Raw genomic sequence first — 23,201 nt, 5'->3', positions numbered from 1 at the left:
AAAAAAACTCCCCATGAATGAAAGCTGTTTTGGTTAATTCTCTCTTTTATCATGAAATGTCAAGTGATATTAAAGGATATCTCGAAAAAAAGAAAAAAGTTCACAAAGTTGTCAAATTTAGGTTTTTTTATTATTATGGTTCTATAGGGAAATTTTGTAAATAGATTGTGAGTTTTTGTTAACAATCTTGGGCGAGTTTTTCTAACGTTTTTACTTCAGTTGCATGTGAAGACAATTTATTAGCAGCGCAACTAGATCTAAGGTGGTGAAGAAAATGGAAATTACAGATGTGAGATTACGTCGCGTAGAAACTGATGGAAGAATGAAAGCTATTTCTTCAATCACGATTGATGGTGAGTTTGTTGTTCACGACATTCGTGTCATCGATGGCAACAATGGTCTGTTTGTAGCGATGCCAAGTAAACGTACTCCGGACGGAGAGTTTCGTGACATTGCTCATCCAATCAATTCGGACACTCGTGCTAAGATTCAAGAATCCGTCTTGAAAGCATTCGAGGAAGCCGAAGAACCAGAAGCAGAAGAAGCTGTTTTAGATGAAAACTCTACTGATGCAGAGTAAAACTTATTAAGTAACCTTAGAAAAGCTTATTTAATGGGATCAAATGGGATAAGGAGTGACGGAAATGCAAGTAACAGATGTGAGATTACGTCGTGTAGAAACAGACGGAAGAATGCGAGCTATCGCGTCCATTACGTTAGATGAAGAATTTGTAGTACATGATATTCGTGTGATTGATGGCAACAATGGTTTGTTCGTCGCAATGCCAAGTAAACGTGGGGTAGACGGAGAATTCCGTGATATTGCGCATCCAATCAATTCCGACACTCGTGCTAAGATTCAAGATGTAGTATTAGAAGAATATAATCGTGTGGGTGAAGAAGAAGTAAGCGAAGTAACAGAAGAAGAAACGGAAAGTGATTCTGTTTCTGCTGAATAATAAAAAAAGTTAAAGCTAGGACACTTCGTCCTAGCTTTTTAGTATGCTTATAAATCGATCAGCTGTTCTTTGACACAGAAGCGCAGCAGATCAGAGAATTTTTTCATTTCCAGTTTTTTCATGATATGGGATTTATGCACTTCTACCGTTTTGGCAGAGATAAACAAACGTTCAGCGATCTCTTTATTACCATAGCCTAATGCAATAAGTGGCAAGATCTCTTTTTCGCGTTTCGACAAACGTTCGATGATGTTCTCAGAAGCATCCGCGCGCTTCAACTGTTCGATTTGTTTGGAAGAGTAATTAAAGACAGGATCAATGATGATCTGTCCGCCCATTACAGAACGAATCGCATCCAATAGGAGTTCTTCGCTAGAATTCTTCATGATGTAGCCTTGTGCACCAGCTTGCAGAGCCTGGGTAATATAAGCTTCTTCATCGTGCATCGTTAGTAAGATGACCTTTGTTTCGGGAAAGGCTTCGGTGATTCGTTTAGTAGTGAGCAATCCGTTTTCGCCTGGTGGCATGCTCAGATCCATTAATACGATGTCAGGCCGGTTGCTTTCGATAAACAAAAAGGCTTCTGTACCATCTGCTGCATCGCCGATCACTTCCATGTCTTTCTGCGCATTGATCATAAATTTTAAAGCACTTCTCACTACCGCATGATCATCAGCAATCAATAGTTTCATTTTATTCGCTCCTAACTTATCAGACTGGGATTTCTGCAGTAATGGTAGTGCCTTTTCCGAGTTCGGACCGGATCGATAAAGTCCCATCCACAGATGCTACGCGTTCCTGCATGTTCATCAGTCCTAAGCCGGTTCCGTGAATGATCGGAAAGTCAGTGTCGAAACCGATGCCGTAATCGATGATCTGGATATCCAGCTGTTTGATACCTAATTGGATATTGATAAATATTTCGTCAACTTCTGCATACTTGATCGCATTAGAAAGGCATTCTTGCAAAACGCGATAAATAATCGTTTCCGTTACTGCATCAAAGCGTTCTTGGTGCAAGTTGGTTGTAAAATCAATATAGATACCGGTTGTTTCGATCAAGCGCTTGATCAGCACACGAATCGCAGGGATCAGCCCCAGGTCGTCCAAGACTGGTGGCCGTAGATCAAGAGCTAGCTGTTTGATCTCATCGAGCAGTTCGCTGAGACTTTGATCAATGATTTTCAGCTGCTGATCTTTTTCTTCGTTGGATTCAAGCCATTTTATCTTTCGAGCATTTAAAAGTAGGCTATAAACGCTTTGCGCAACGCCGTCATGCAGTTCTTGCGCTAGTAGTTTCTTTTCTTGCTCATGCGCATTATTGACATATTCGATCAGCTGTTTTTTCTGGATGATTTCCCGCGTCTTATCTTGTTCGCTCGTATTGGTGAGCTGGAGCAGCCAGTAGTCAGCTATGTCATCCAGCAAGCAAAATTTCCCTGCATAAATGATTTTGGAGCCGTCTTTTTTTTCTAAAAGGATAGGCAGTGAATCCGTATTGAATGTCTGCTGAAAGTCACAGCCGTTGCAGATATCGCGTTCTGGGTGCATGACGCAATGTGTTCCTTTGAATACTTCTAAAATATTATCCAAATTGAAGATACATTGTTTGCGAATATGCTTGGCAGTATCATTTTCATCAATGATTTTTTTGTGTTGAACGATAAAAATACCATTGTGACTTTCTTGAAGAATCGTTTCTGCGAATTTACTCATCACTTGCATGTTTGATCCACACCTCTATTAATTGCTCTAGTTGGTTCACATAATTGTCGATGCGTTGCTTTTCTTCTATCGAAAGTGTTCGGTTGGTCCGGTTCCCGGCCAGCAAAACGCCGATAACTTGATCTTCTTTTTGAAGCGGGATCCCGTATACATAGGTTAGCTTTTCTGATCTAGCGATAGGATAGGTCAATAATTTGGCTTTTTTCGCTTGGATGTCATTCTCTTCATGTGTGCGGCCGGTTCGCCAAACAATTCCACCCAAGCCTCTGCCGATCTGGAGCCGAATATTTTTATAAAGATTATTTGTATTGCCTGAAACGAAATACCACTGGATATTGCGGACTTGTTCAAAGGCAGTTCTTGTTGTCGCTATACTTATGAAATCAATTTGGATATCTTCACGTAGATTATCCAAATGTAGCTGAATATCATTTACGCACAAAATAATACTCCTTCTTCCTCTGTTAATATCGACCAAAAAAAGTAGTGAAATAACAGGTGCTTATTTCACGTCGATGTTGGATGGTATTTAAGCTCGTCTCTATTGCTCATTATAACACAAAGTGGCATGGATTTTAAGCAAAAGCTAACTTTTCCGCTGTTGGAGAAGTGTTTCTAGGAGCACAACAGCATGATTGATATGGGGATCTTTAGCAGCGTAAAGCAAGGTCACGTTTTTGGTTGCTGCTTTTTCTAAGATTTGATGGAGTAGTTCGTTTTTTACTGGATCAGTCAGCAACTCCATTTGATAATCAGAACGAAATGTTGCGAAGCGTTTCTCTTGGTGATCAAACCATTTCCGTAGTGCAGGAGAAGGTGCAATGTCCTTCATCCACTCGTCGAGCAACGCTTTCTCTTTGGAAATCCCCCGAGGCCATAGGCGGTCCACAAGGATGCGATAGCCATCGTTGTTATTGGCAGGGTCATAGATACGTTTAATCAGGATTGGCTCCATGCGCTTCATCTCCTTATCATCAGCCACCGATTTGACTCATGTGGCGCCAAGTCGGTTTTTTATCAGCTACTTTTTCCTGTTCGACTAATGCCATTTCATGATTTTCGGGCTTGAGATCTAATGCTGCTTGGATTTTTGCGGCGAAATGTTCCGGTTCGTAGATCACATCTCGAATGTTGGCTTCGTCATCCCAATATAAGCAAGATTTGATACAACCGTCAGCAGTGATACGCAGCCGATTACAGCTTTCGCAAAAATTACAGCTGATCGGATGAATCAAGCCAAATGAACCTTGAGCATTTTCTAGTTGAAAATTTTCCGATGGTCCATTTCCTTTTAGATGAGGAAGTGCTTTATATGACCAACCTTGTTCGTGGCAAACATCGAAAACTTTATCGACGCCGACATAATCGCGCTGCCAGATCTGGTTTTTTTCTTCACTGATTGGCATGAATTCGATAAAACGGACATTGACAGGATGATCCAGTGTGTAACGGAGAAAATCAATGATCTCGTTATCGTTTTGCCCGTGGATCACAACGGTATTGATTTTTATTTGGTCAAAGCCAGCAGCTGTTGCTTCTTCTATACCCTTTAAAACTTGCTTTACATTTCCGCTTTAGTAGTATTAAGTTGTGATTTCATGTTTTCCTCCTAAATATGCGAAATTTGTATGCGTAGAGAAATAAATTGTTTATAGATTCACATTTACCTCCTTTCCATCTCCTGCAAATAACATATTCGAGAAAGATAACATACATAAATTGGGAGTTCTATAAGGGAATGTACTAAAAATCCTTATAGCGGCGCGTGATTTTTTGAAATTATTAAACTTTTTTATTTAAGCCATTATAATGGGATTAGTTCGATCGTAGCCTTGAAAATTGACGAATTTTGCTGTATTATTCATAGTGGAACATTAGTGTATATTGGGGGTTCAATAATATGACAAAACGGTACGCAGTTGTGCTTGCTGCGGGTCAAGGGACGCGTATGAAGTCAAAACTCTATAAAGTTTTACATCCCGTTTGCGGGAAACCAATGGTAGAACATGTTGTAGATCAAATAAAAACGCTGAACATGGACAAAATCGTCACGATCGTGGGGCATGGAGCAGATAACGTCCAAGAACAATTGGGTGGGAAAAGCGAATTCGTCAAACAAGAAGAACAATTAGGAACTGCACATGCTGTTTTGCAAGCAAAAGACCTCCTTGCTGATAAAGAAGGTACGACATTAGTTGTATGCGGCGATACTCCTTTGATTCGGAGCGAAACAGTCGATGCTCTGCTCAAGTATCATCATGAGAAACGAGCAAAGGCTACTATATTGACAACTTCTTTGGAAGATCCGACTGGGTACGGTCGTATTATTCGCGATGATCTAGGAATAGTAGGGAAAATCGTGGAACAAAAAGATGCTTCTTCCGAAGAAAAAGCAGTAAAAGAGATCAATACCGGAACATATTGTTTCGATAATGCAGCGTTGTTTGATGCTTTATCCAAAGTAACTAACGACAATGCACAAGGGGAATTTTATCTTCCTGACGTTATTAAGATCTTGAAAGATGCAGAAGAAGTTGTGGCTGCTTACCGGATGGAATCGTCCGACGAATCGCTTGGTGTCAATGACCGAGTGGCACTGGCCGAAGCAACGAAACTGATGCAGAAACGCATCAATGAGAAACACATGCGTAATGGCGTGACACTGATCAATCCTGAAAATACATACATTGATGTCGATGTGGAAATTGGACAGGATACAGTAATCGAATCCGGTGTCACAATCAAAGGAAACACGGTGATCGGCGATGATTGTACGATTACAAGCGGATCAGATATCCAAGATTCAGTTATCGGTAGTGGCGTGCTTATCCGCAGCTCTGCCGTGATCGAAAGCAAAGTTGCCGACGAAGTCCAAATTGGACCGTATGCGCATCTCCGCCCTGAGTCAGAGATCGGTGCACACGTGAAGATCGGTAATTTCGTGGAAACGAAAAAAGCAGTGGTTGGCGAAAATACGAAACTGCCTCACTTTATCTACATGGGTGATGCGGAAATCGGTAAAAACGTCAACGTCGGCTGCGGTTCCATTGCTGTCAACTACGATGGCAAGAACAAAGCTAAAACCATTATTGGAGATAACGTATTCATAGGTTGCAACTCTAACCTAGTCGCACCGCTTAAAATAGGGGATAATGCCTTTGTCGCAGCTGGTTCGACGTTAACAAAAGACGTGCCGGAGGGAGCACTTGCGATCGCTAGAAGCAAGCAAGTGAATAAAGAAGGCTACGCAAAGCGACTTAACTATAATAATTAATGACTAAGTTTGTTTTTAAATTTAATTTTAATAAAAATAGTGGAGGCTGATTATGTCAAACGAGTATTTTGATCCGAAGTTAAAAATCTTTTCGCTAAACTCTAACCGCGCACTAGCAGAAGAAATTGCGAAAGAAGTAGGAATTGAGCTGGGAAAATCAAGTGTTACACATTTTAGTGATGGCGAGATCCAAATCAATATTGAAGAAAGTATCCGCGGCTGCCACGTATATGTCATTCAATCAACAAGCTACCCAGTAAATCAAAATTTAATGGAACTTTTGATCATGATCGACGCACTAAAACGTGCTTCGGCAGCTACGATCAATATTGTAATGCCATATTACGGCTATGCAAGACAAGATCGTAAAGCCCGCAGCAGAGAACCGATCACGGCTAAATTAGTAGCAAACTTGATCGAAACAGCTGGAGCTACTAGAATGATTACTTTGGACATGCATGCACCGCAAATTCAAGGGTTCTTCGATATCCCGATCGACCATTTGAATGCAGTTCGTTTGCTTAGCAAATATTTTGGCGAACGTCATCTAGGAAATGATCTAGTCATCGTTTCTCCTGATCACGGTGGAGTTACCCGCGCTCGCAAAATGGCAGATCGTTTGAAAGCACCGATTGCGATCATTGACAAACGCAGACCGCGTCCGAATGTCGCAGAAGTAATGAATATCGTCGGGAATGTAGAAGGAAAAGTTTGTATCCTGATCGACGACATCATTGATACAGCAGGAACGATCACATTAGCAGCCAACGCACTTAAAAATGCCGGCGCTACACAAGTTTACGCATGTTGTACGCACCCAGTTTTATCTGGACCAGCAATGGAGCGAATCGACCAATCACCGATCGAAAAATTAGTGGTTACAAATTCCATTGCTTTACCAGAAGAAAAATGGATCGACAAAATGGAACAACTGTCTGTTGCACCATTGCTTGGCGAAGCGATCGTGCGCGTGCATGAGAATGCTTCTGTGAGCTCGTTGTTTGAATAATAAACTAAGGAAGCTGGTTTTTCCAATTTAGGAAAAACCAGCTTCTTTTTATTTATTCCACAACCACAGCGGTTCCGGAAACAGATACCATCAGCATGCCATTATCTGCACCCAGTACTTCATAATCGACATCAACAGCGATGATCGCATTGGCGCCAAGTGCTTCTGCACGGTTCTCCATTTCTTCGATCGCCGCTTCACGGGCTTGGATGAGTTCTTCTTCATAGCCGCCGGAACGTCCGCCGAAAAAGTTGCGGATACCTGCACCAATGTCTTTTAATACATTGATTCCAGTGATGACTTCACCGAATACGATTTTCTTATATTCAATGATTTGTTTGCCTTCGATAGTTGGGGATGTAGTCGTGATCATTGTGATCAGCCTCCTTTTAGTTTTAGAATAATCTGTAGAAAGCTGGAAGTCAATTCTGGTTTCTATTTTCCTTTACGGCGTAAAAGAACAAAGGCAAAGGCTGCAAAAGCTGTTCCAAATAATCCAAGTAGTGGCTTTGCCGTATCGCCAGTTTTCGGCAATAATGCGTGTGCATCATCCGTTTGAGAATACTTGCCGGCAGCTTTTACGTAGCTTTGTTGTACTTGTTGCATTATGGTGTTGCTTCTTTCTGCTGGTTGCGCTGTTTGGGAAATTACGTGTTCTGCGGCAAGCAGACCGCTTTGATGCATGATAGGGTCTGTGGCGATCGTTTCCATCGCATGGTCCTTAGTTGCTTGGCTATTATCCGAACCATGAGATGCTTCTTCTTTCGATGCTTCCTTATCAGTTGCTGGCTTATCGGTATCATTCTTCGGCTTATCGGAGTCCTCTGGATTTTGACCATTTTCATTCGTATCCTCTTTCGCGACTACGTTCACCTTTACAACAACAGGCTCAGCTGCTTGAGAGCGATCATTCACAGCGCCAAGCGTCACGGTATAAGTACCAGTCTTGCTGAAATCGACTTGCTTAGTAAAGTCGTTCGTGATTTCCAAGTTTTCCGGCGTCACTGTGGCATGGATATCTTTTAAGAACTGCTCAGCATCGATCGCATCACCGACCGTGTAAGTGATTTCTTTATCCGCTTGAATGATTGGTCTTGGCGAGATCTTAACAGTTATTTCCACGGGATCAGCCTTCATTCCCCTGTCGTTTTGAGCATCAAGTGTCACGATATACGTGCCCGGTTTATCAAAATCGACTTGCTTGGTAAAGTCATTCATGATTTCCAAGTTTTCCGGTGTCACTGTAGCGTGGATATCTTTTAAGAACTGCTCAGCATCAACAGGTTCTCCTACATTATAGGTGATTTCCTTATCTGCTTCGATAACAGGTTTCGCTATAACGGTGACTGTGACCGTAGTAGGTTCTGCTTTTAGTCCACCTTCATTTTGGGCATTCAATGTCACAGTATATGTGCCTGGTGTGTTTAAATCTACGACATCTGTAAAATCGCTTGTCACTTCTGTACCGTCATCTGTTTTTGCATCAATCGCTTGTAGGAAATCCGCTTCTGATAGATCGCTACCTTGATTAAATGTGATCGCATCTTTCGAAGTGATCGTTAATTTATGAGCGACTTCAAAGGTCTGTTCGTAAGTTCCAGAAGAAATCGTATAGCTATTCATGAAATCTGGGATCGGATAGCTACCTGTTGGGTTATCAAAGCGGGCATTGTAGTAGAATGTTTCTAATGAGTCGAAATCACCTTTAGAAACCTTATTCACAGTGACACCATTATCATCGATGCTAAGACGCGAATTATCCACTTTTGTGCCATTAAAGGAAAGATACGTGTTGCTGCTGGAATTAGATTTTGTGAATGGCGGCTGATACCCGTCAAAGCTAGTTAAACGGTTTGGCATAATGGAGAAAGGAATAAATAGCGTTTCCGCGCTATCATCATACTTCAATTGTGTTGTCGTGATTTTCTTTGGCGCATGTCCGTCGCCGATATTTTGACCAAATGCGGCTAACGATTTAAGGTTTTTAAAATTATTGATCGGCGTAAAGTCGACGATCCCATCAAATTGGACGAACAATGTTTTCAGTTTCGGCAAGTCAGCTAATAAAGTGATATCCGTTATTTTACTATTGCTTTGGATATTGAGATAATCCAAATTAGGCATTAAATGAATCTTTTTGAAAATATCATTTGTGAAGTTCGAACTTGTGAGCGTCAAATTAATGATCTTATCTTGGTCGTTTATATCGGGGAAGTTGTCATTCGTGAGTGTTTCACTGTTCATGCTTAAATATTCCAATGTTTTGTTTTTTAAGACTGGCGAAAAATCCGTGATTTTGGTGTCGTCATTGCGGAAAGAAATTAAGTTGGTAGCTTTTTCTAAGCCGGTCAAGTCCGTAAACTCGGCACCTTTTAAAGTAATAGAGGTGATCTTGCTAAGTTGTTCTTCGGTGATCGGGGAGTCGGCAGGCTGGTTCAGTAATCCATTTAAATAGCCTTTCAATGCTGTGCTAGGGATCTCAAAGGTGTTGCTATCAGTAGAACCAGTAGTTTGTGCAAAGACTGGTGTTGTTGTCAAACTCATCAATACGATACAAATCGTTATAATTGAAAATAGTCGTTTCAAATAAAAACCTCCTAAGTGATTTATCTTGCAAAAATCGTAACAAAATGAGTGTTATTCAACAATGGAGTTGGAGGTTAAAATTGAAAAACGAATATTCTTAAAAAACAGAATATTTATATTTGTGATGGTTAGAAAGTTTGTTAAATAGCCTTTTTAGAGCATTTCAGTATTGTTTTTCACAAAATGAAAATGACACAAAATCGACATAAATGGACGGAAAATCGTTATATTAGTCAATTATGAAAAAGCACACCTTGCGATAAAAAACTCCGTTGTTTTATAACGGAGTCGGCTAATGAATTAAATATTATTGTCGAGTCTAAATGCTGCTCTTTTCTTTTCGTTTTTAGCTATTTTGAAATTGATTGCCGCTAGTTCATGCTGTTTTTCGTCGATTTCAGAGAGGATATTCGCCTTTTGTCTTTGTAAAATAGCTTGCCGCTCAGAAAGTGTTTCCGGGCCGGTGGCCGCTAATTGTAGATAATAATGGATAGTATTGATAGGCATGCCGGATCGCCTCAGATACCGAATAAAGGTAAGTAAGGAGATTTGTTCTTCTGTGTAGATACGTTGTTTTGACGCATTTCGGCTAGGGCTTACCAATCCTTTTTCTTCATAAAAGCGCAGAGTGCCAATGCTGATGCCAGTTTTTTTAGCGGTCGTCCCGATTGTAAACAAAATCAACAGTCCTTTCTTGACCTATAGTTGCTGTAGGAGGGTATACTGCTATTGTATCACGAAAATAAAGGAAAGAAGGTAGTGGAGATGACAAAATCAGCATTGGTAACAGGCGCTAATAAGGGTATAGGACTGGAAACAGTGAGGCAGCTGGCGGGAAAAGGCTGGAAAGTGGTATTGGGAGCTCGCGATGCAGAAAAAGGCAAGCAAGCAGTGACTGAATTACAAGCGCAAGGGTTAGATGTTGCTTTTTTAGAAATCGACTTAGTAGATAAAGAAAGTGTCGAATCAGCAGTCAAAATAATAACGCAGGAATATCCCGACATTTCGCTTTTGATCAATAACGCCGGGATGCCGGGAGAATTTGCCAAAGGTTTCTCAAAGACGACAGAAGAAGGTTTAAGAAATGCTTTTGAAGTAAATTTCTTTGGGACATTTCGTCTCAATCAGCTTTTGCTGCCATTATTGAAAGGAAATGGCGCTACAATCGTTAATGTCTCAATCGACATGGCATCACTATCGTTAATGATGGATCATCAAGAACGGACAGCGGCACTCAATAGTTTTGACTACAATGCTTCCAAAACAGCCAATAACGCCATGACGGTCTCAATGGCACTGGAACTAAAAGACAGCCCGGCACAAGTATTTGCGGTCACACCCGGTTTTACTACGACGGATTTAAATAATAATGCTCCAGGCGGAATCACAAAAGAAGAAGCGGCTGGCATTATTTTAAAATATACATTAGATGGAGAAAGACATAATGGTGTATTTTTTGATAAAAATGGCGTATTAGCCTGGTAAATAAACGCAGAGCGATGGGATTTTCTCATCGCTTTTTTAATTTACTTGTTTTTATGGGTTTATAGTTGCGTTCGCCCAACGCGAACTTGATATGCTATAAAGGTAAACTTTGATAGGAGGAGATAGACGATGGATAAATCAACGAAGGTAACACTTATTACCGGCGCGAATCGCGGAATGGGATTTGAACTAGCGAAAGAGATCGGCGAATTCGGTCACCATATTTTGGTTGGGGCAAGAAGTAGCGAGAGCGGAAGCGAAGCAACGGAGAAATTAAAGAAATTAGGAATAAATGCCGCTTTTATACAGCTAGATGTAACAGATAAAGCTTCTATTGAGAAGGCTACGAGGAAAATCGCACAAGACTATGGATACTTATCTGTCTTGATCAATAATGCTGGTATCGCATTGGATAACTTTGAACAACCAACTACGATGAAAACAGAAATCATGAGAAAGGATTTCGATGTCAACTTTTTCGGAGTGGTCGATACAACTCAGGCAATGCTGCCTTTGTTGAAGAAAAGCCAGCAGGCTAAAATTATCAATATGTCGAGTATTATGGGTTCCCTTGGGGCGGCGACGGATCCTGGTTCAAGAGTATACAATGCGAGTGCGGTAGGGTATCAGGCTTCTAAGGCTGCTTTAAACATGTTTACAATTAGACTGGCAAGAGAATTAGAAGGACTAGAGGATAGTAAGATTACTGTAAATGCGGTAAGCCCAGGGATGGTAGCAACTGAATTTGGCGGTGGAGATCCGGAAGCTGCTAAGAAAATGGGGGCTAAATCTGTGGAAGAAGGTGTCAAACGTTTGGTAGAGCTTGCGACAGATGAAGATAATACCACTAATATAACGTTTAGTGACACAGACGGAATCGTCCCTTGGTAAAGAAAGAGAGTTATTTCTCTTTCTTTTTTATTTAGATAGGTCTTTTTCAATGCTTTTAAGATGTTTGATCTTCTTTTGGAGATAGGCTTCCTGTTCTTTGATGGACAAGATATTTTGCTGGAGTTTTAGATCCAAATGTTCTAAAAAAGAGATTCTGTGTTGGATAATTTCACTTGTCGCAGTTTCCTCATCAAAATTAAATTCTTTGATTTCTTTGAGAGAGGCTCCTAATCTGCGTAAATGAACAATTTTATTGATTTCGAGAAGGTCTTTCTTGTAATAAAAACGAATCCCGTTTTGATTGCGCGTCACAGGATTTAACAGTCCTTCTTTTTCATAATAACGCAAGGCATTTTTAGATATCCCAAATTTTTCAGCGGTTTCGGCAATTGTATACATTAGTTTCACAGCCTTTGTTTTTTAGTTAGCGTAACACGAAGCATTAGTTTTCTCAAATGATAAACGAAGATATAACTATTTCATAAAAAAACACCTTGCCGAAGTCGCAAGGTGTTTTATATTTAGATAATTGTTCTTACAGGCTCTTCAAAGCATCATCCAATACTTTTTGCAACGTCGCTGCAGAAGCATTCATTTGCTCTTGCTCTGTATCCGAGAGCTTCATCTCAACGATATGACGCACGCCTTTTCTATTAACGACTGCTGGAGCGCCAATGTAAATATCTTTCAAGCCATAATGTCCGTCTAAATATACGGAAAGTGGCAAGATCGCATTTTCGTTATTTAGGATCGCTTGAGTGATTCTAGCAAGTGCAGCGGCAATCCCATAGAAGGTCGCCCCTTTTTTATTGATGATCTCATAAGCGGCATCACGAACGCTGACAAAGATGGTGTCCATTGCTCCTTTTTCATTTTCGTTGATCCATTCGGAAATTGGCAGACCACCAACTGTTGTATGGCTCCATGCTGGGAATTCAGTGTCGCCGTGTTCGCCTAAAATGTAGCCATGGACGTTACGCGCATCTACTTTCAAATAATCAGCAATCGACATACGGAAGCGAGCTGTATCTAAGCTTGTACCTGATCCGATAACGCGTTCTTTTGGAAGACCGGAGAATTTCCAAGTTGCGTAAGTCAAAATGTCTACAGGATTGGAAGCGATCAAGAAGATGCCGTCAAACCCGCTTGCCATTACTTCATCTACAATACCTTTCATGATACGGATATTGCGGTTTACTAAATCTAATCGTGTTTCGCCTGGTTTTTGAGCAGTACCTGCAGTAACAACGACGATATCTGCATCGCTGCAGTCGCTGTAGTTAGCAGAATAGATCTTTTTAGGACGGGAGAAAGGAACTGCGTGACTAAGATCGATTGCGTCCCCAATAGTTCTGTCTTTATCTATGTCGATTATGCCGAATTCTTGGCCGATATTTAAGTTAACACATGCGAATGCGTAGCTGGAACCTACCGCTCCGTCGCCTACTAGGATAATTTTTTGATGATCTTTCATTTTAATTTCCTCCTTTGTTTAACTCTTCACTAATACAGTATACCACGTTATTCCAATTTGTGAAGACTTGAACTACGTGTTTTTTCATAATTGTTATAGTTTTTTTATGTAAGCGCTATAGTACAGTTGTTCCTAATCTTTTCTCTTTTAGACAATTACCTATTTTCTCATTTATAAACGTAAATTGTGATAAAATCAATTAAAATGATTCTGAAAGGAGATTTTTAAAATATTAGATAAGACGATTCCTTATTATCCTGTCATAATGACAAAAGAAATCGACACAGCTTATCCAGATTTTTCACTTCCAGCGAATTATGAATTTGTTTCCTATCAAAAAGGGATGGAAAAAGTATGGGCATTTCTACAATGGAAAACAGGACAGATGGAAAGCCTTGCTGCGGCAGAACAACGCTTTGAAAATGAGTATCTTCCTTCTATTAAACTAGCGGAATGTAATTGCTGGTTCGTGCGTGACTGTCTGACAAATGAAATTATCGGCACTGCCAGCCTTTGGCGGGGCGATCTCTTTGGAACAGAATTAGATAGAGTCCATTGGGTAGCTGTGCATCCTGCTCATAATGGGCGGGGGATCGGAAAAGCGTTACTGTCGAAAATATTGAAACAAGCAATAACGGAAAAAATTTATCTTACTACACAAACGTGGAGTTATCCTGCGATTGCCATGTATCGCAAGTTTGGCTTTGAAGCTTATCTCGGCAGGGAACCTGTTAATTGGAAAAGCGGGGATTATTCAGCTGCAAAACAGGCTGGCTGGGAGATCATTGATGCAAAATTAGCAGATAAGGGCGTTTGAAATAAAAATAACGGGGTAAAGTAAGTGATGTACACAAATGAATGAGTGGAGTGATAAAAATGGCAATCGTATTAGACATTAAAAAAAGAGAAACAAAACCGCATTCTAATATCACAGAGGTGCGCGAAAGTGGTCGGATCCCAGCAATTGTATATGGCTATCAATCCGAAAACGTTCCTGTATCTGTTGATGAATTAGACCTACTTAAATTGGTGCGTGAGAACGGCCGTAACGCTGTTTTTACAGTCAATTTAGATGGCAAGAAAGTAAACGTATTATTACATGATTACCAAATAGATCCTTTGAAAAACAAATTAGTCCATGTCGATCTTTTAGCAGTAGACATGAAGGCAGAAGTAGAAGCGGAAGTTCGTATCGACCTTGTTGGTGAATCTACAGGTGTCAAAGAAGGCGGCGTCTTGCAACAAGTCTTACATGAAGTAACTGTTTCGGCTACTCCGGACAAACTTCCTGAAAGCGTAGAAGTAGATATCAGCGAATTAGGTATCGGCGATTCTGTTGAAGTTTCCAAAATTTCCACAAGCAAAGCTTTTGAAATCATAACAGATGGTGAAGAAGTTATTGCTACAGTAACTGCACCACGTGTTGAAGAAGAATCGACAACTGAAGAAGTTGCGGAACCGGAAGCAGCACATGGTACAAATGAAGAACCAGTAGAATAAAAAAGTATGTTCGAGAGCTGCTTGGGACGAAGGAGATAAATTTTCGTTTCAAGCAGCTTTTTTGTATGGAATTATTTTGTTTGTTTTTACCAATTAGGGTATAGAAAGGTATGTAATAATTTACAAAGAGGAGTGGTTGTAGTGGGAAAATTAACAGATAAAGTCGCAATCATTACTGGAGGTTCTGGAGGAATCGGCAAAAAAACGGCAGAGCTTTTTTTAGAGGAAGGGGCGAAAGTCGTTTTGGTGGATATCTCTGGAGATGCTTTGCAAAAAGCAGCAGAAGAGTTAAATGCCAGTGATCGAGTATTTACGGTAGAAGCAGATGTAACCAAAGAAGAAGACACGAAACGTTATGTGTCAGCTACCATTGATAAATTTGGGCAGCTAGATGTTTTCTTCAATAATGCAGGAATTGAGGGGGAAATAAAGGCTCTTGTGGATCAAACGTTGGAAGACTTTGAACGAGTGATCAAGGTCAATCTTACCGGTCAGTTCTTAGGTCTTAAATATGTGCTACCTATTTTAACGAAACAAGGAAATGGAAGCGTTATCAACACAGCTTCTGTGGCCGGACTTGATGGCAGTTCCTTTTTAGCGCCATATGTGGCTTCAAAACACGGCGTCAGTGGTCTGACAAAAGCCGCCGCACTAGAAGTAGCGGACAAAGGTGTTCGGGTCAACTCCGTCCATCCATCACCAGTCAATACCCGGATGATGCGATCGATCGAAAAGAATCTCAATCCAGACGATGCGGAAAAAGCAAAAGAAGAATTTACAAAAGATATTCCAGTCGGAAGATATGCAGAAGCCAGCGATGTCGCGAAACTTGTCTTATTCCTAGCCTCGGACGATAGCAAATTTATCACTGGTGCGCAATATCGGGTAGATGGCGGTATGGGGGCTACACAATAAAATTAAAAATAAAGATCCCAAGAGTGCGCTTCCTGGGATCTTTATTTTTCGAATTATATCTGCAGTGATCGAAATGCAGTGAACTTTCCTCTAGGCTGAAAGCATGGTATAATCAAAAAAACTATGTATTTAAAGAAACCATTTCAATCTTGAAGTGGTTTAGTTCATTGAGGAGACTTAATTAATGAAAATGATCGTTGGGCTGGGCAATCCCGGCATGAAATATGAACGGACACGGCACAATGTTGGCTTTATGGTAGTAGATGAGCTAAGCTACCGTTATCAGTTGCCGTGGAAAAAAGTAAAACAAAATGGTATGGTAGCTACTGGCATGATCGGAAGTGAAAAAGTGTTGCTCGTAAAACCGCTGACTTTTATGAATGAGTCCGGTCTATGCGTAGGTCCGCTAATGGATTATTATGATATTGCAGTTGAAGATCTTATCGTTATTTATGATGATCTTGACCTGCCAGTCGGAAAGATAAGGTTGCGCACGAAGGGGAGCGCTGGTGGACATAATGGGATGAAATCGATTATTCAGCATTTGAAAACGCAGGAATTCAATCGGATTCGAGTTGGTGTCGACCGTCCACGTAATGGGGAAGTCATTCATCATGTTCTGGGTGAATTTTCCAAAGCAGAACAGCCGACTATTATAGAAGCAATACAAACAAGTGCAGATGCCGTAGAAGCGTTCGCGGAACACTCATTTGTGGAAGTAATGAATAAATTTAATTAAAAGGGGAGCGCTGTTTTAGCAATAGCGCTTTTCGCATTGATAGATATAAGCGATGATGAAGGAGAGAAATGAAATGGAAGGCTTGAAGCAATTATTATATGATCAGAAAGATATCCAATCGATCATAAAGGCGCTGGACGATAAAAAAGCAGCGCAATTAGTAACAGGACTATCGGGCTCTGCACGTGCACTTTTCGCAAGTGTTGTGGAAAGCGCTGGCAAACGGACAGTTTTGATCGTGACACACAACCTTTATCATGCGCAAAAACTATACGACGATCTGGAATCGCTTGTAGATAAAGATAAACTGTTTTTATATCCGGCAGACGAACTGATCTCCTCGGAGTTGAGCGTTTCTAGTCCAGAACTTCGCGGTCAGCGCGTGGAAGTACTGCAATTTCTGCTGTCCCAAAAACCGGGAGTAGTGGTTGTACCGGTAGCAGGACTTAGAAGGATCTTGCCACCAAAATCATTATGGCAAAAAAACAACCTGACGATCACGCAAGGCGAGGAGATCGAGCCGAATCAACTGCGGGAACGGCTTGTAACAATGGGATATACAGCAAGTCAAATGGTCAATACGCCAGGAGAATTCAGCGTGCGCGGTGGAATCATTGATGTCTATCCTATTACTGAAGAATTTCCAGTGCGAATCGAACTCTTTGATACCGAAATCGATTCTCTACGTTATTTTGATGTGGAAACTCAGCGGTCGCAAAAGAAAGTCAATACGTTCCAGCTTTTACCAGCTACAGAAATATTGATCGAACAGGAGGATTTCCCGGCAATTGTAACTCGCTTGGAAAAACACTTAGCTGCCTCCCTGCAAGCACTGAGTAAAGACGAAGATAAGCAAACATTGATGGAAAACATCGAAGAAGACTTAGAATTGCTTCGTTCCGGTATTAAACCAGACATGCTTTTCAAATATATTGGTTTCATTTATGAACAACAAGGCACCCTTTTGGATTATGCCGCTGAGAATACCGTTCTGATGCTCGATGAATATGCGCGTATCCAAGAAACGGAAGAACGCTTGGAGAAAGAAGAAGCAGACTGGCAAGTGGAACAGCTCGAAGCATTAAAAACAGTGCGAGATGTAGCACTGAGTCACCAATTAAAACCCTTGTTGGACAATCATCAACTGCCGATGATCTATTTATCTTTATTTCAAAAAGCCGGCAATATTAGAATCACAAAAACAACGAATCTTGTTTACAAACAAATGCAGCAGTTCCATGGACAGATGAATATTCTGAAAACCGAATTAGACAGCTGGCATAAAAATAATTATGCAGTTATCTTGCTAGCGCCAAATTTGGAACGTGCGGAAAAAATGCAGCAGACATTAGCTGATTATGAGATGGAAAGCGTTATTCTGAAAAGAGAGCAAGATGTGCCGAAGTATGGAGTCGTCCAATTTTTGATTGGCGATTTCAATAATGGTTTTGAACTGCCACTTGCGAAATTCGTAGTCGTCAGTGAAGCGGAATTATTCAATAAAAAAACCGTCAAGAAAACAAAAAAACGCCAAAAATTATCGAATGCCGAACGGATCCAAAGCTATTCCGAGCTAAAAGTCGGCGATTACGTGGTACACATCAATCATGGGATCGCACGCTATGTGGGGATGGAAACTCTGAATATTGGTGGCGTACACAAAGATTACTTGAATCTGATCTATCAAGGCGAAGATAAATTATTCGTGCCCGTCGATCAACTGGAAATGATCCAAAAATACGTTGGCTCGGAAGGGAAAGCACCGAGGCTTCATAAGTTGGGCGGAACAGAATGGAAACGGGTGAAGAGCAAAGTAAAAGCATCTGTGCAAGATATTGCGGATGACTTGATCAAATTATATGCTGAGCGGGAAGCGGAAAAAGGTTATGCCTTTACGCCAGACAGCGAAATGCAGCGAGAATTTGAAGATGCCTTCCCTTACCAAGAAACCGATGATCAGATCCGTTCGATCAAAGAAATCAAGAAAGATATGGAAAGACCACGCCCGATGGATCGCTTGCTAGTAGGCGACGTTGGTTATGGGAAAACCGAAGTTGCACTCCGAGCGGCTTTCAAAGCAATCATGGACGGCAAGCAAGTAGCGTTCTTAGTTCCAACGACGATCCTTGCCCAGCAACATTATGAAACAATGAAAGAACGTTTCCAGGGATTCCCGATCGAAGTCGGGCTGCTCAGCAGATTCCGTACAAAGAAACAGCAAAACGAAACATTAGAAGGCTTGAAAAAAGGAACCGTAGACATTGTCGTTGGAACCCATCGCCTTCTTTCTAAAGATGTGGTTTATAGCGATTTAGGCTTTCTGGTTGTCGATGAAGAACAGCGCTTCGGCGTTACGCATAAAGAAAAAATCAAAACGATCCGTGCGAAGATCGATGTGCTGACATTAACCGCTACACCGATTCCGCGGACGTTGCATATGTCGATGCTAGGCGTTAGAGATCTGTCGGTCATTGAAACTCCGCCAGCCAACCGCTTTCCTGTACAAACGTATGTGGCAGAACGCAATAATGTCATGATTCGGGAAGCGATCGAACGCGAGTTGGCAAGAGAAGGACAAGTGTATTACCTTTATAATCGCGTCGAAAGTATCGTTCAGAAAGCCGACGAGATTTCTGCACTTGTTCCAGATGCCCGCGTTGCCTTTGCGCACGGACAAATGACGGAAACAGAGTTAGAATCGGTGATTGTCAGCTTTTTAGAAGGTGAATACGATGTACTGGTAACGACAACGATTATTGAAACAGGCGTAGATATCCCGAACGTCAACACGCTGTTTGTCCAAGATGCAGACCGCATGGGGCTTTCGCAACTTTATCAACTCCGCGGCCGGGTCGGGCGTTCTAACCGTATTGCTTACGCTTATTTCATGTATCAAAAGGACAAAGTATTACGGGAAGAAGCAGAAAAACGACTGCAAGCGATCAAAGAATTTACCGAACTTGGCTCTGGGTTCAAAATCGCAATGCGCGATTTATCGATCCGGGGAGCAGGAAACATTTTAGGAGCGCAGCAGCACGGCTTTATTGATTCCGTCGGCTTCGATCTTTACTCGCAAATGCTGAAAGAAGCGATCGAAGCTCGTCAGCCTAGCGAAGAACGGAAAGAACGCGTTCCAACTGTCGAAATCGACTTAGAACTAGATGCCTATATCCCGGAATACTACATTTCTGACGGTCGACAAAAGATCGAGATGTACAAACGTTTCCGCAGTATCACTGAGCGGGACGAGCTCGAAGAATTGCAAGCAGACTTGATCGACCGTTTTGGTGACTACCCGGATGAAGTAGAATATTTGGTTACGATCACAGAACTGAAAATCGCCGCGTTAATTGTCGGTGTGGAATCTGTAAAACAAGAACCGAAAAAAGTTACGATCTTGCTCTCCGATAAAGGAACACAGCAGATCCAAGGTGATAAAGTAATGCAAACGATCTCCGAATATGGCCGTAACGTAGGGATCGGCATGGAAGGCACACGTCTGAAATTAACAATGAATATCCAACGCAAACAGCAAAAAGAATGGCTAGAACAATTGAAAGTAATGGTGGAGAAGCTACAGCACGCACGTAAAGAAACAGTAGCATCTTCCTGATAACAGGAAAATAGAGAGGAGGTCAGCAGTTTGCCGACTAAAATGGATAAAGTATGGATGCATGGCGCGATCTGGCTGACTGCTGCTTCCTTTATTTCTAAATTATTGAGTGCTGTCTATCGTGTGCCTTTTCAAAATATGGTCGGAGATATGGGGTTCTATATCTTTCAGCAAGTCTATCCGATTTATGGGATAGCGATGACATTAGCGCTAGGTGGACTTCCAGTCGTGATCTCTAAGTTGATCGCTGAATCTACAGGAAACGAGGAAGCGCAGCGGAAAATCATCAAGATCGTCCGCAAGCGGCTGATCCAAACCAGTGTGCTGGCTTTTGTCCTTCTATTTGTTCTGGCGGATTGGATCGCGCTTGGGATGGGGGATTCACATTTGGCAGGGATCATTCGTGTGGTCAGTTTTGTTTTCTTACTGATGCCAAAATTGGCGCTGCTAAGAGGTTATTTTCAAGGACAGCGGGAAATGCGTCCTACAGCAATATCTCAAACGGTGGAGCAATTCATCCGAGTAGCGATTATTTTGATTGGTGCCAGTATTGCTACGAAAATGGGATATGCCCTTTATCGAACCGGCAGTATTGCAATGAGCGGATCGATTATCGGTGGGATCGTCGCGATCTTGATTTTGCAGTATTTTTATAAACGCACTTACAAGATCGCAGACGTCCGAGTTTCCAAAGCAGAAGACCGAGCTGTTACCAAAAAGTTTTTTCTTGAAGGAGCTGCGATTTGTATCGTCAGCGGGATGTTGATATTATTTCAATTAGAAGACTCTTTCCAAGTTGTCCGCGGCATGATCGTTCACGGATTTTCAGCAGATCTGGCAAGGAATTGGAAAGGTGTCTATGACCGTGCGCAACCAATCCTCCAATTAGGATTAGTTTTATCCACCGGGTTTTCGCTAGCGTTGATCCCGATGATAACTGCTGCACGAGTAAAGCAGGACATTAGAGGCTTAAAACGCTCGGTCTTGCTGGCGGTGAAAATCACTTTGCTTGTTGCAGGCGCAGAAACGGTCGGATTGATCGTGATCATGCGGCCGCTCAACCAGATGCTTTTCCAAACGGCAGCGGGAACGATAGAATTACAGTTATTTATGCCGGCGGTGTTGCTAAGTTCGTTGATCGTGATGTTTGCTAGCATTCTGCAGGGCTTTGGAAAACTCTATATCCCTGTTATCAGCGTCTTGATCGGCATTGTCGTCAAATGGCTGGCAAATCAGTTTTTGATTCCGCGTCTAGGTATAGCCGGGGCGTCGATTGCAACTTGTTTGGGACTATTGATCATTTTAGGCTGCTGCTATTTGGCGCTCAAACAGACACTGCCTTTCGCATTTATCACAAAAAAGACACTCGCCGGCTTAGCAGCTGCACTCCTGTTGATGGCTTGTATTCCGCTTTTGTGGGAGACTTTCTTCCCACTTACTACTCGCAGCGGAAGTGCACTCCAAGCGATTGGAAGTTCCCTTATTGGCGGGGCATTGTTTATCTTGTTTAGTTTGCGGTATAACGTATTGAACCAAAGAGACTTTACCGCATTACCATTCAGTACCGTTTTATTTAGAATAAGTAAGGCAGTTTTGAAAAATAAAAGAAATTAGGTGAAAATTCATGGCAGAAACAATGCGTTTAGACAAATTTTTAAAAGTATCCCGATTGATCAAACGAAGAACAGTTGCCAAGGAAGTGGCTGAAAAAGGCCGGATCGAAGTAAACGGCAATGTCGCCAAACCCGGAACAAACATCAAAGTGAATGATGAACTTGTGATCCGCTTCGGGCCAAAAACGGTAACTGCAAAAGTGGAACGTTTGGAAGAACACACCCGCAAAGAGACCGCGACAGAAATGTATACGATTATTAGCGAAAAACGAAATGATGAAGAATAAGTAGAAGCTGCAGGAATTTTCCTGCAGCTTTTTTAAAAACCTAAATTTGTGAAAAAAGTCAAGAGAAAACATCTCAAATATCGGATTGGCAATAGACAAACGGCGTAATTATTGGTATTATTTTACTTAGATAATCCTTTTAGATTGACTAAAAGTATCCTTAATAAAGGAAGGAGTGCTATCCATGACGAATAGAAATAAAAAAGTCGCGGATCTGGACAATCGTTATACAAAAAAAGAAAATGCAAATAAGAAAATACGTAGTCTAAGACGCACTGCTCTTTTCAGAAGGCTGTTAGTCATGGGAATCGCCTTTTTCATCGTGGGAGGGACACTTGTATACACCTATACGAAACAGACGCTAATGCTGAAAGACAAGCAGGAGCAAAAAGTAAAGGTGGATCGGAAGTTAGCCTCGCTACAGGATAAAGAAAATCTGCTTAATGATCAGATCCTGAAATTACACGATGATAATTACATCGCGAAATTAGCGAGAAGCGAGTATTATCTGTCTAAAAATGGTGAAATCGTATTTAAAATAGATGGTGATAAAGACAACAGTCAAGAAACCGATGAGTGATAGGATCATAAGAAGCTAGACTAATTGACAGAACAGCAATAAGGACTATAATTAAACCTATATAAGTGATAATTTTAAGGAGGACACATTTTTTTATGTCGATCGAAGTAGGCAATAAAGTACAAGGTAAAGTTACTGGTATTACTAATTTTGGAGCTTTTGTTGAATTGGAAGGTGGCAAAACAGGGCTTGTCCATATTAGTGAAGTAGCAGATAATTATGTAAAAGACATTAATGATATTCTGACCGTTGGAGATGCAGTAACGGTAAAAGTAATGAACATTGGTGATGATGGAAAGATTGGTCTTTCTATTCGTAAAGCAGTCGATCGTCCTGACAGACCTGAAAGAAAATATGACAATAAACCAAAATATAATAAAAAACCTGCTAATACAGCTAAACCAGTAGAGAATTTTGAAGATAAAATGTCTAAATTCCTAAAAGATAGCGAAGATCGTCTTTCTACGCTGAAACGCCAAACAGAATCAAAACGTGGCGGACGCGGCGCAAGACGCGGTTAATAACAGGTTCACAATAGAGATGCACCGTAT

The 23,201-nt window shown here is 41.3% G+C and carries 25 protein-coding genes; 15 read left to right on the top strand and 10 right to left on the bottom strand.

Features of this window, described 5'->3' with window-relative positions:
- Positions 1-274 precede the first annotated feature (274 nt).
- Together spoVG (HMPREF0556_RS05840) and spoVG (HMPREF0556_RS05835) are read left to right on the top strand one after the other, a co-directional pair.
- Positions 275-580, top strand: coding sequence for a septation regulator SpoVG (gene spoVG, locus HMPREF0556_RS05840; RefSeq protein ID WP_003756429.1), 306 nt, complete (start codon positions 275-277; stop codon positions 578-580).
- 64 nt (positions 581-644) lie between these two features.
- A complete protein-coding gene (gene spoVG / locus HMPREF0556_RS05835) occupies positions 645-959 on the top strand; it encodes a septation regulator SpoVG (RefSeq protein ID WP_003756428.1) in 315 nt (104 codons plus the stop codon).
- A 47-nt stretch (positions 960-1,006) separates the two neighbouring features.
- Here spoVG (HMPREF0556_RS05835) and HMPREF0556_RS05830 read toward each other — a convergent pair whose 3' ends face one another.
- The 5 genes from HMPREF0556_RS05830 to HMPREF0556_RS05810 form a co-directional block, all read right to left on the bottom strand.
- Positions 1,007-1,651, bottom strand: coding sequence for a response regulator (locus HMPREF0556_RS05830; RefSeq protein WP_003756426.1), 645 nt, complete (start codon positions 1,649-1,651; stop codon positions 1,007-1,009).
- A gap of 19 nt (positions 1,652-1,670) precedes the next feature.
- The gene (locus tag HMPREF0556_RS05825) at positions 1,671-2,684 is read right to left on the bottom strand and encodes a sensor histidine kinase (protein WP_003756425.1); all 1,014 of its coding nucleotides are present in this window, start codon (positions 2,682-2,684) and stop codon (positions 1,671-1,673) included.
- The gene (locus HMPREF0556_RS05820) at positions 2,668-3,126 is read right to left on the bottom strand and encodes a GAF domain-containing protein (RefSeq protein ID WP_050776993.1); all 459 of its coding nucleotides are present in this window, start codon (positions 3,124-3,126) and stop codon (positions 2,668-2,670) included. Before HMPREF0556_RS05820 ends, HMPREF0556_RS05825 begins: the two co-directional genes overlap by 17 nt.
- A 144-nt stretch (positions 3,127-3,270) precedes the next feature.
- Positions 3,271-3,639, bottom strand: a complete 369-nt coding sequence (locus HMPREF0556_RS05815) for a DUF488 domain-containing protein (protein ID WP_197531919.1) — start codon at positions 3,637-3,639, stop codon at positions 3,271-3,273.
- A 19-nt stretch (positions 3,640-3,658) separates the two neighbouring features.
- On the bottom strand, positions 3,659-4,177 hold the full coding sequence (locus HMPREF0556_RS05810; RefSeq protein ID WP_003756421.1) for a GTP 3',8-cyclase MoaA family protein: 519 nt from the start codon (positions 4,175-4,177) through the stop codon (positions 3,659-3,661).
- Positions 4,178-4,584: 407 nt separating this feature from the next.
- Between HMPREF0556_RS05810 and glmU the strand changes: the two genes are divergently transcribed.
- Positions 4,585-5,958, top strand: a complete 1,374-nt coding sequence (gene glmU, locus HMPREF0556_RS05805) for a bifunctional UDP-N-acetylglucosamine diphosphorylase/glucosamine-1-phosphate N-acetyltransferase GlmU (RefSeq protein ID WP_003756419.1) — start codon at positions 4,585-4,587, stop codon at positions 5,956-5,958.
- 52 nt (positions 5,959-6,010) lie between these two features.
- Positions 6,011-6,967: a ribose-phosphate diphosphokinase gene (locus HMPREF0556_RS05800; RefSeq protein ID WP_003756417.1), complete on the top strand. Its 957-nt coding sequence runs from the start codon at positions 6,011-6,013 to the stop codon at positions 6,965-6,967.
- A 52-nt stretch (positions 6,968-7,019) separates the two neighbouring features.
- Here HMPREF0556_RS05800 and HMPREF0556_RS05795 read toward each other — a convergent pair whose 3' ends face one another.
- The 3 genes from HMPREF0556_RS05795 to HMPREF0556_RS05785 all read right to left on the bottom strand — a co-directional run bounded on the left by HMPREF0556_RS05795 (position 7,020) and on the right by HMPREF0556_RS05785 (position 10,231).
- Positions 7,020-7,340, bottom strand: a complete 321-nt coding sequence (locus HMPREF0556_RS05795) for a putative heavy metal-binding protein (protein ID WP_003756415.1) — start codon at positions 7,338-7,340, stop codon at positions 7,020-7,022.
- 62 nt (positions 7,341-7,402) lie between these two features.
- Positions 7,403-9,553 carry a LapB repeat-containing protein gene (locus HMPREF0556_RS05790; RefSeq protein WP_003756413.1) on the bottom strand — a complete coding sequence of 717 codons (2,151 nt, stop codon included), beginning with the start codon at positions 9,551-9,553 and terminating at the stop codon, positions 7,403-7,405.
- 300 nt (positions 9,554-9,853) lie between these two features.
- Positions 9,854-10,231 carry a MerR family transcriptional regulator gene (locus tag HMPREF0556_RS05785; protein ID WP_003756410.1) on the bottom strand — a complete coding sequence of 126 codons (378 nt, stop codon included), beginning with the start codon at positions 10,229-10,231 and terminating at the stop codon, positions 9,854-9,856.
- A gap of 87 nt (positions 10,232-10,318) precedes the next feature.
- On the opposite strand from HMPREF0556_RS05785, the gene HMPREF0556_RS05780 reads away from it, so the two are divergent.
- Both HMPREF0556_RS05780 and HMPREF0556_RS05775 read left to right on the top strand, forming a co-directional pair.
- The gene (locus HMPREF0556_RS05780) at positions 10,319-11,038 is read left to right on the top strand and encodes an SDR family NAD(P)-dependent oxidoreductase (RefSeq protein ID WP_040486627.1); all 720 of its coding nucleotides are present in this window, start codon (positions 10,319-10,321) and stop codon (positions 11,036-11,038) included.
- A gap of 129 nt (positions 11,039-11,167) precedes the next feature.
- Complete coding sequence (locus HMPREF0556_RS05775; RefSeq protein WP_003756407.1) at positions 11,168-11,929, top strand: SDR family oxidoreductase; 762 nt, start codon at positions 11,168-11,170, stop codon at positions 11,927-11,929.
- 27 nt (positions 11,930-11,956) lie between these two features.
- Here HMPREF0556_RS05775 and HMPREF0556_RS05770 read toward each other — a convergent pair whose 3' ends face one another.
- Complete coding sequence (locus tag HMPREF0556_RS05770) at positions 11,957-12,328, bottom strand: MerR family transcriptional regulator (RefSeq protein ID WP_003756405.1); 372 nt, start codon at positions 12,326-12,328, stop codon at positions 11,957-11,959.
- Positions 12,329-12,464: 136 nt separating this feature from the next.
- Positions 12,465-13,403 (bottom strand): L-lactate dehydrogenase, encoded by a 939-nt coding sequence (locus HMPREF0556_RS05765; RefSeq protein WP_003756404.1) that lies wholly within the window; start codon positions 13,401-13,403, stop codon positions 12,465-12,467.
- Positions 13,404-13,668: 265 nt separating this feature from the next.
- Here HMPREF0556_RS05765 and HMPREF0556_RS05760 point away from each other — a divergent pair, with 265 nt between their 5' ends.
- From HMPREF0556_RS05760 to HMPREF0556_RS05720, 9 genes are all read left to right on the top strand, one after another.
- Positions 13,669-14,220, top strand: a complete 552-nt coding sequence (locus HMPREF0556_RS05760) for a GNAT family N-acetyltransferase (protein WP_003756402.1) — start codon at positions 13,669-13,671, stop codon at positions 14,218-14,220.
- Between the two features lie 59 nt (positions 14,221-14,279).
- On the top strand, positions 14,280-14,903 hold the full coding sequence (locus tag HMPREF0556_RS05755) for a 50S ribosomal protein L25/general stress protein Ctc (protein WP_040486510.1): 624 nt from the start codon (positions 14,280-14,282) through the stop codon (positions 14,901-14,903).
- Between the two features lie 141 nt (positions 14,904-15,044).
- Entirely contained in the window at positions 15,045-15,818 is a 774-nt protein-coding gene (locus HMPREF0556_RS05750; protein ID WP_040486509.1) for an SDR family NAD(P)-dependent oxidoreductase, read from the top strand.
- Positions 15,819-16,002: 184 nt separating this feature from the next.
- A complete protein-coding gene (gene pth / locus HMPREF0556_RS05745; protein ID WP_003756395.1) occupies positions 16,003-16,557 on the top strand; it encodes an aminoacyl-tRNA hydrolase in 555 nt (184 codons plus the stop codon).
- A 73-nt stretch (positions 16,558-16,630) separates the two neighbouring features.
- Entirely contained in the window at positions 16,631-20,170 is a 3,540-nt protein-coding gene (gene mfd / locus HMPREF0556_RS05740) for a transcription-repair coupling factor (protein ID WP_040486508.1), read from the top strand.
- A 30-nt stretch (positions 20,171-20,200) separates the two neighbouring features.
- Positions 20,201-21,784, top strand: coding sequence for a putative polysaccharide biosynthesis protein (locus HMPREF0556_RS05735; RefSeq protein ID WP_003756390.1), 1,584 nt, complete (start codon positions 20,201-20,203; stop codon positions 21,782-21,784).
- Positions 21,785-21,806: 22 nt separating this feature from the next.
- Positions 21,807-22,070 carry an RNA-binding S4 domain-containing protein gene (locus HMPREF0556_RS05730; RefSeq protein WP_277813140.1) on the top strand — a complete coding sequence of 88 codons (264 nt, stop codon included), beginning with the start codon at positions 21,807-21,809 and terminating at the stop codon, positions 22,068-22,070.
- Positions 22,071-22,254: 184 nt separating this feature from the next.
- Positions 22,255-22,650 carry an FtsB family cell division protein gene (locus HMPREF0556_RS05725; protein WP_003756386.1) on the top strand — a complete coding sequence of 132 codons (396 nt, stop codon included), beginning with the start codon at positions 22,255-22,257 and terminating at the stop codon, positions 22,648-22,650.
- Positions 22,651-22,745: 95 nt separating this feature from the next.
- Positions 22,746-23,171, top strand: coding sequence for a S1 domain-containing RNA-binding protein (locus tag HMPREF0556_RS05720; protein ID WP_003756385.1), 426 nt, complete (start codon positions 22,746-22,748; stop codon positions 23,169-23,171).
- Positions 23,172-23,201 lie beyond the last annotated feature (30 nt).

The sequence above is a fragment of the Listeria grayi DSM 20601 genome (assembly GCF_000148995.1).
Lineage (GTDB): Bacteria > Bacillota > Bacilli > Lactobacillales > Listeriaceae > Listeria > Listeria grayi.
Note: the sequence above shows the minus strand (reverse complement) of the source record. Positions and strands in the feature narration are given on the sequence as shown.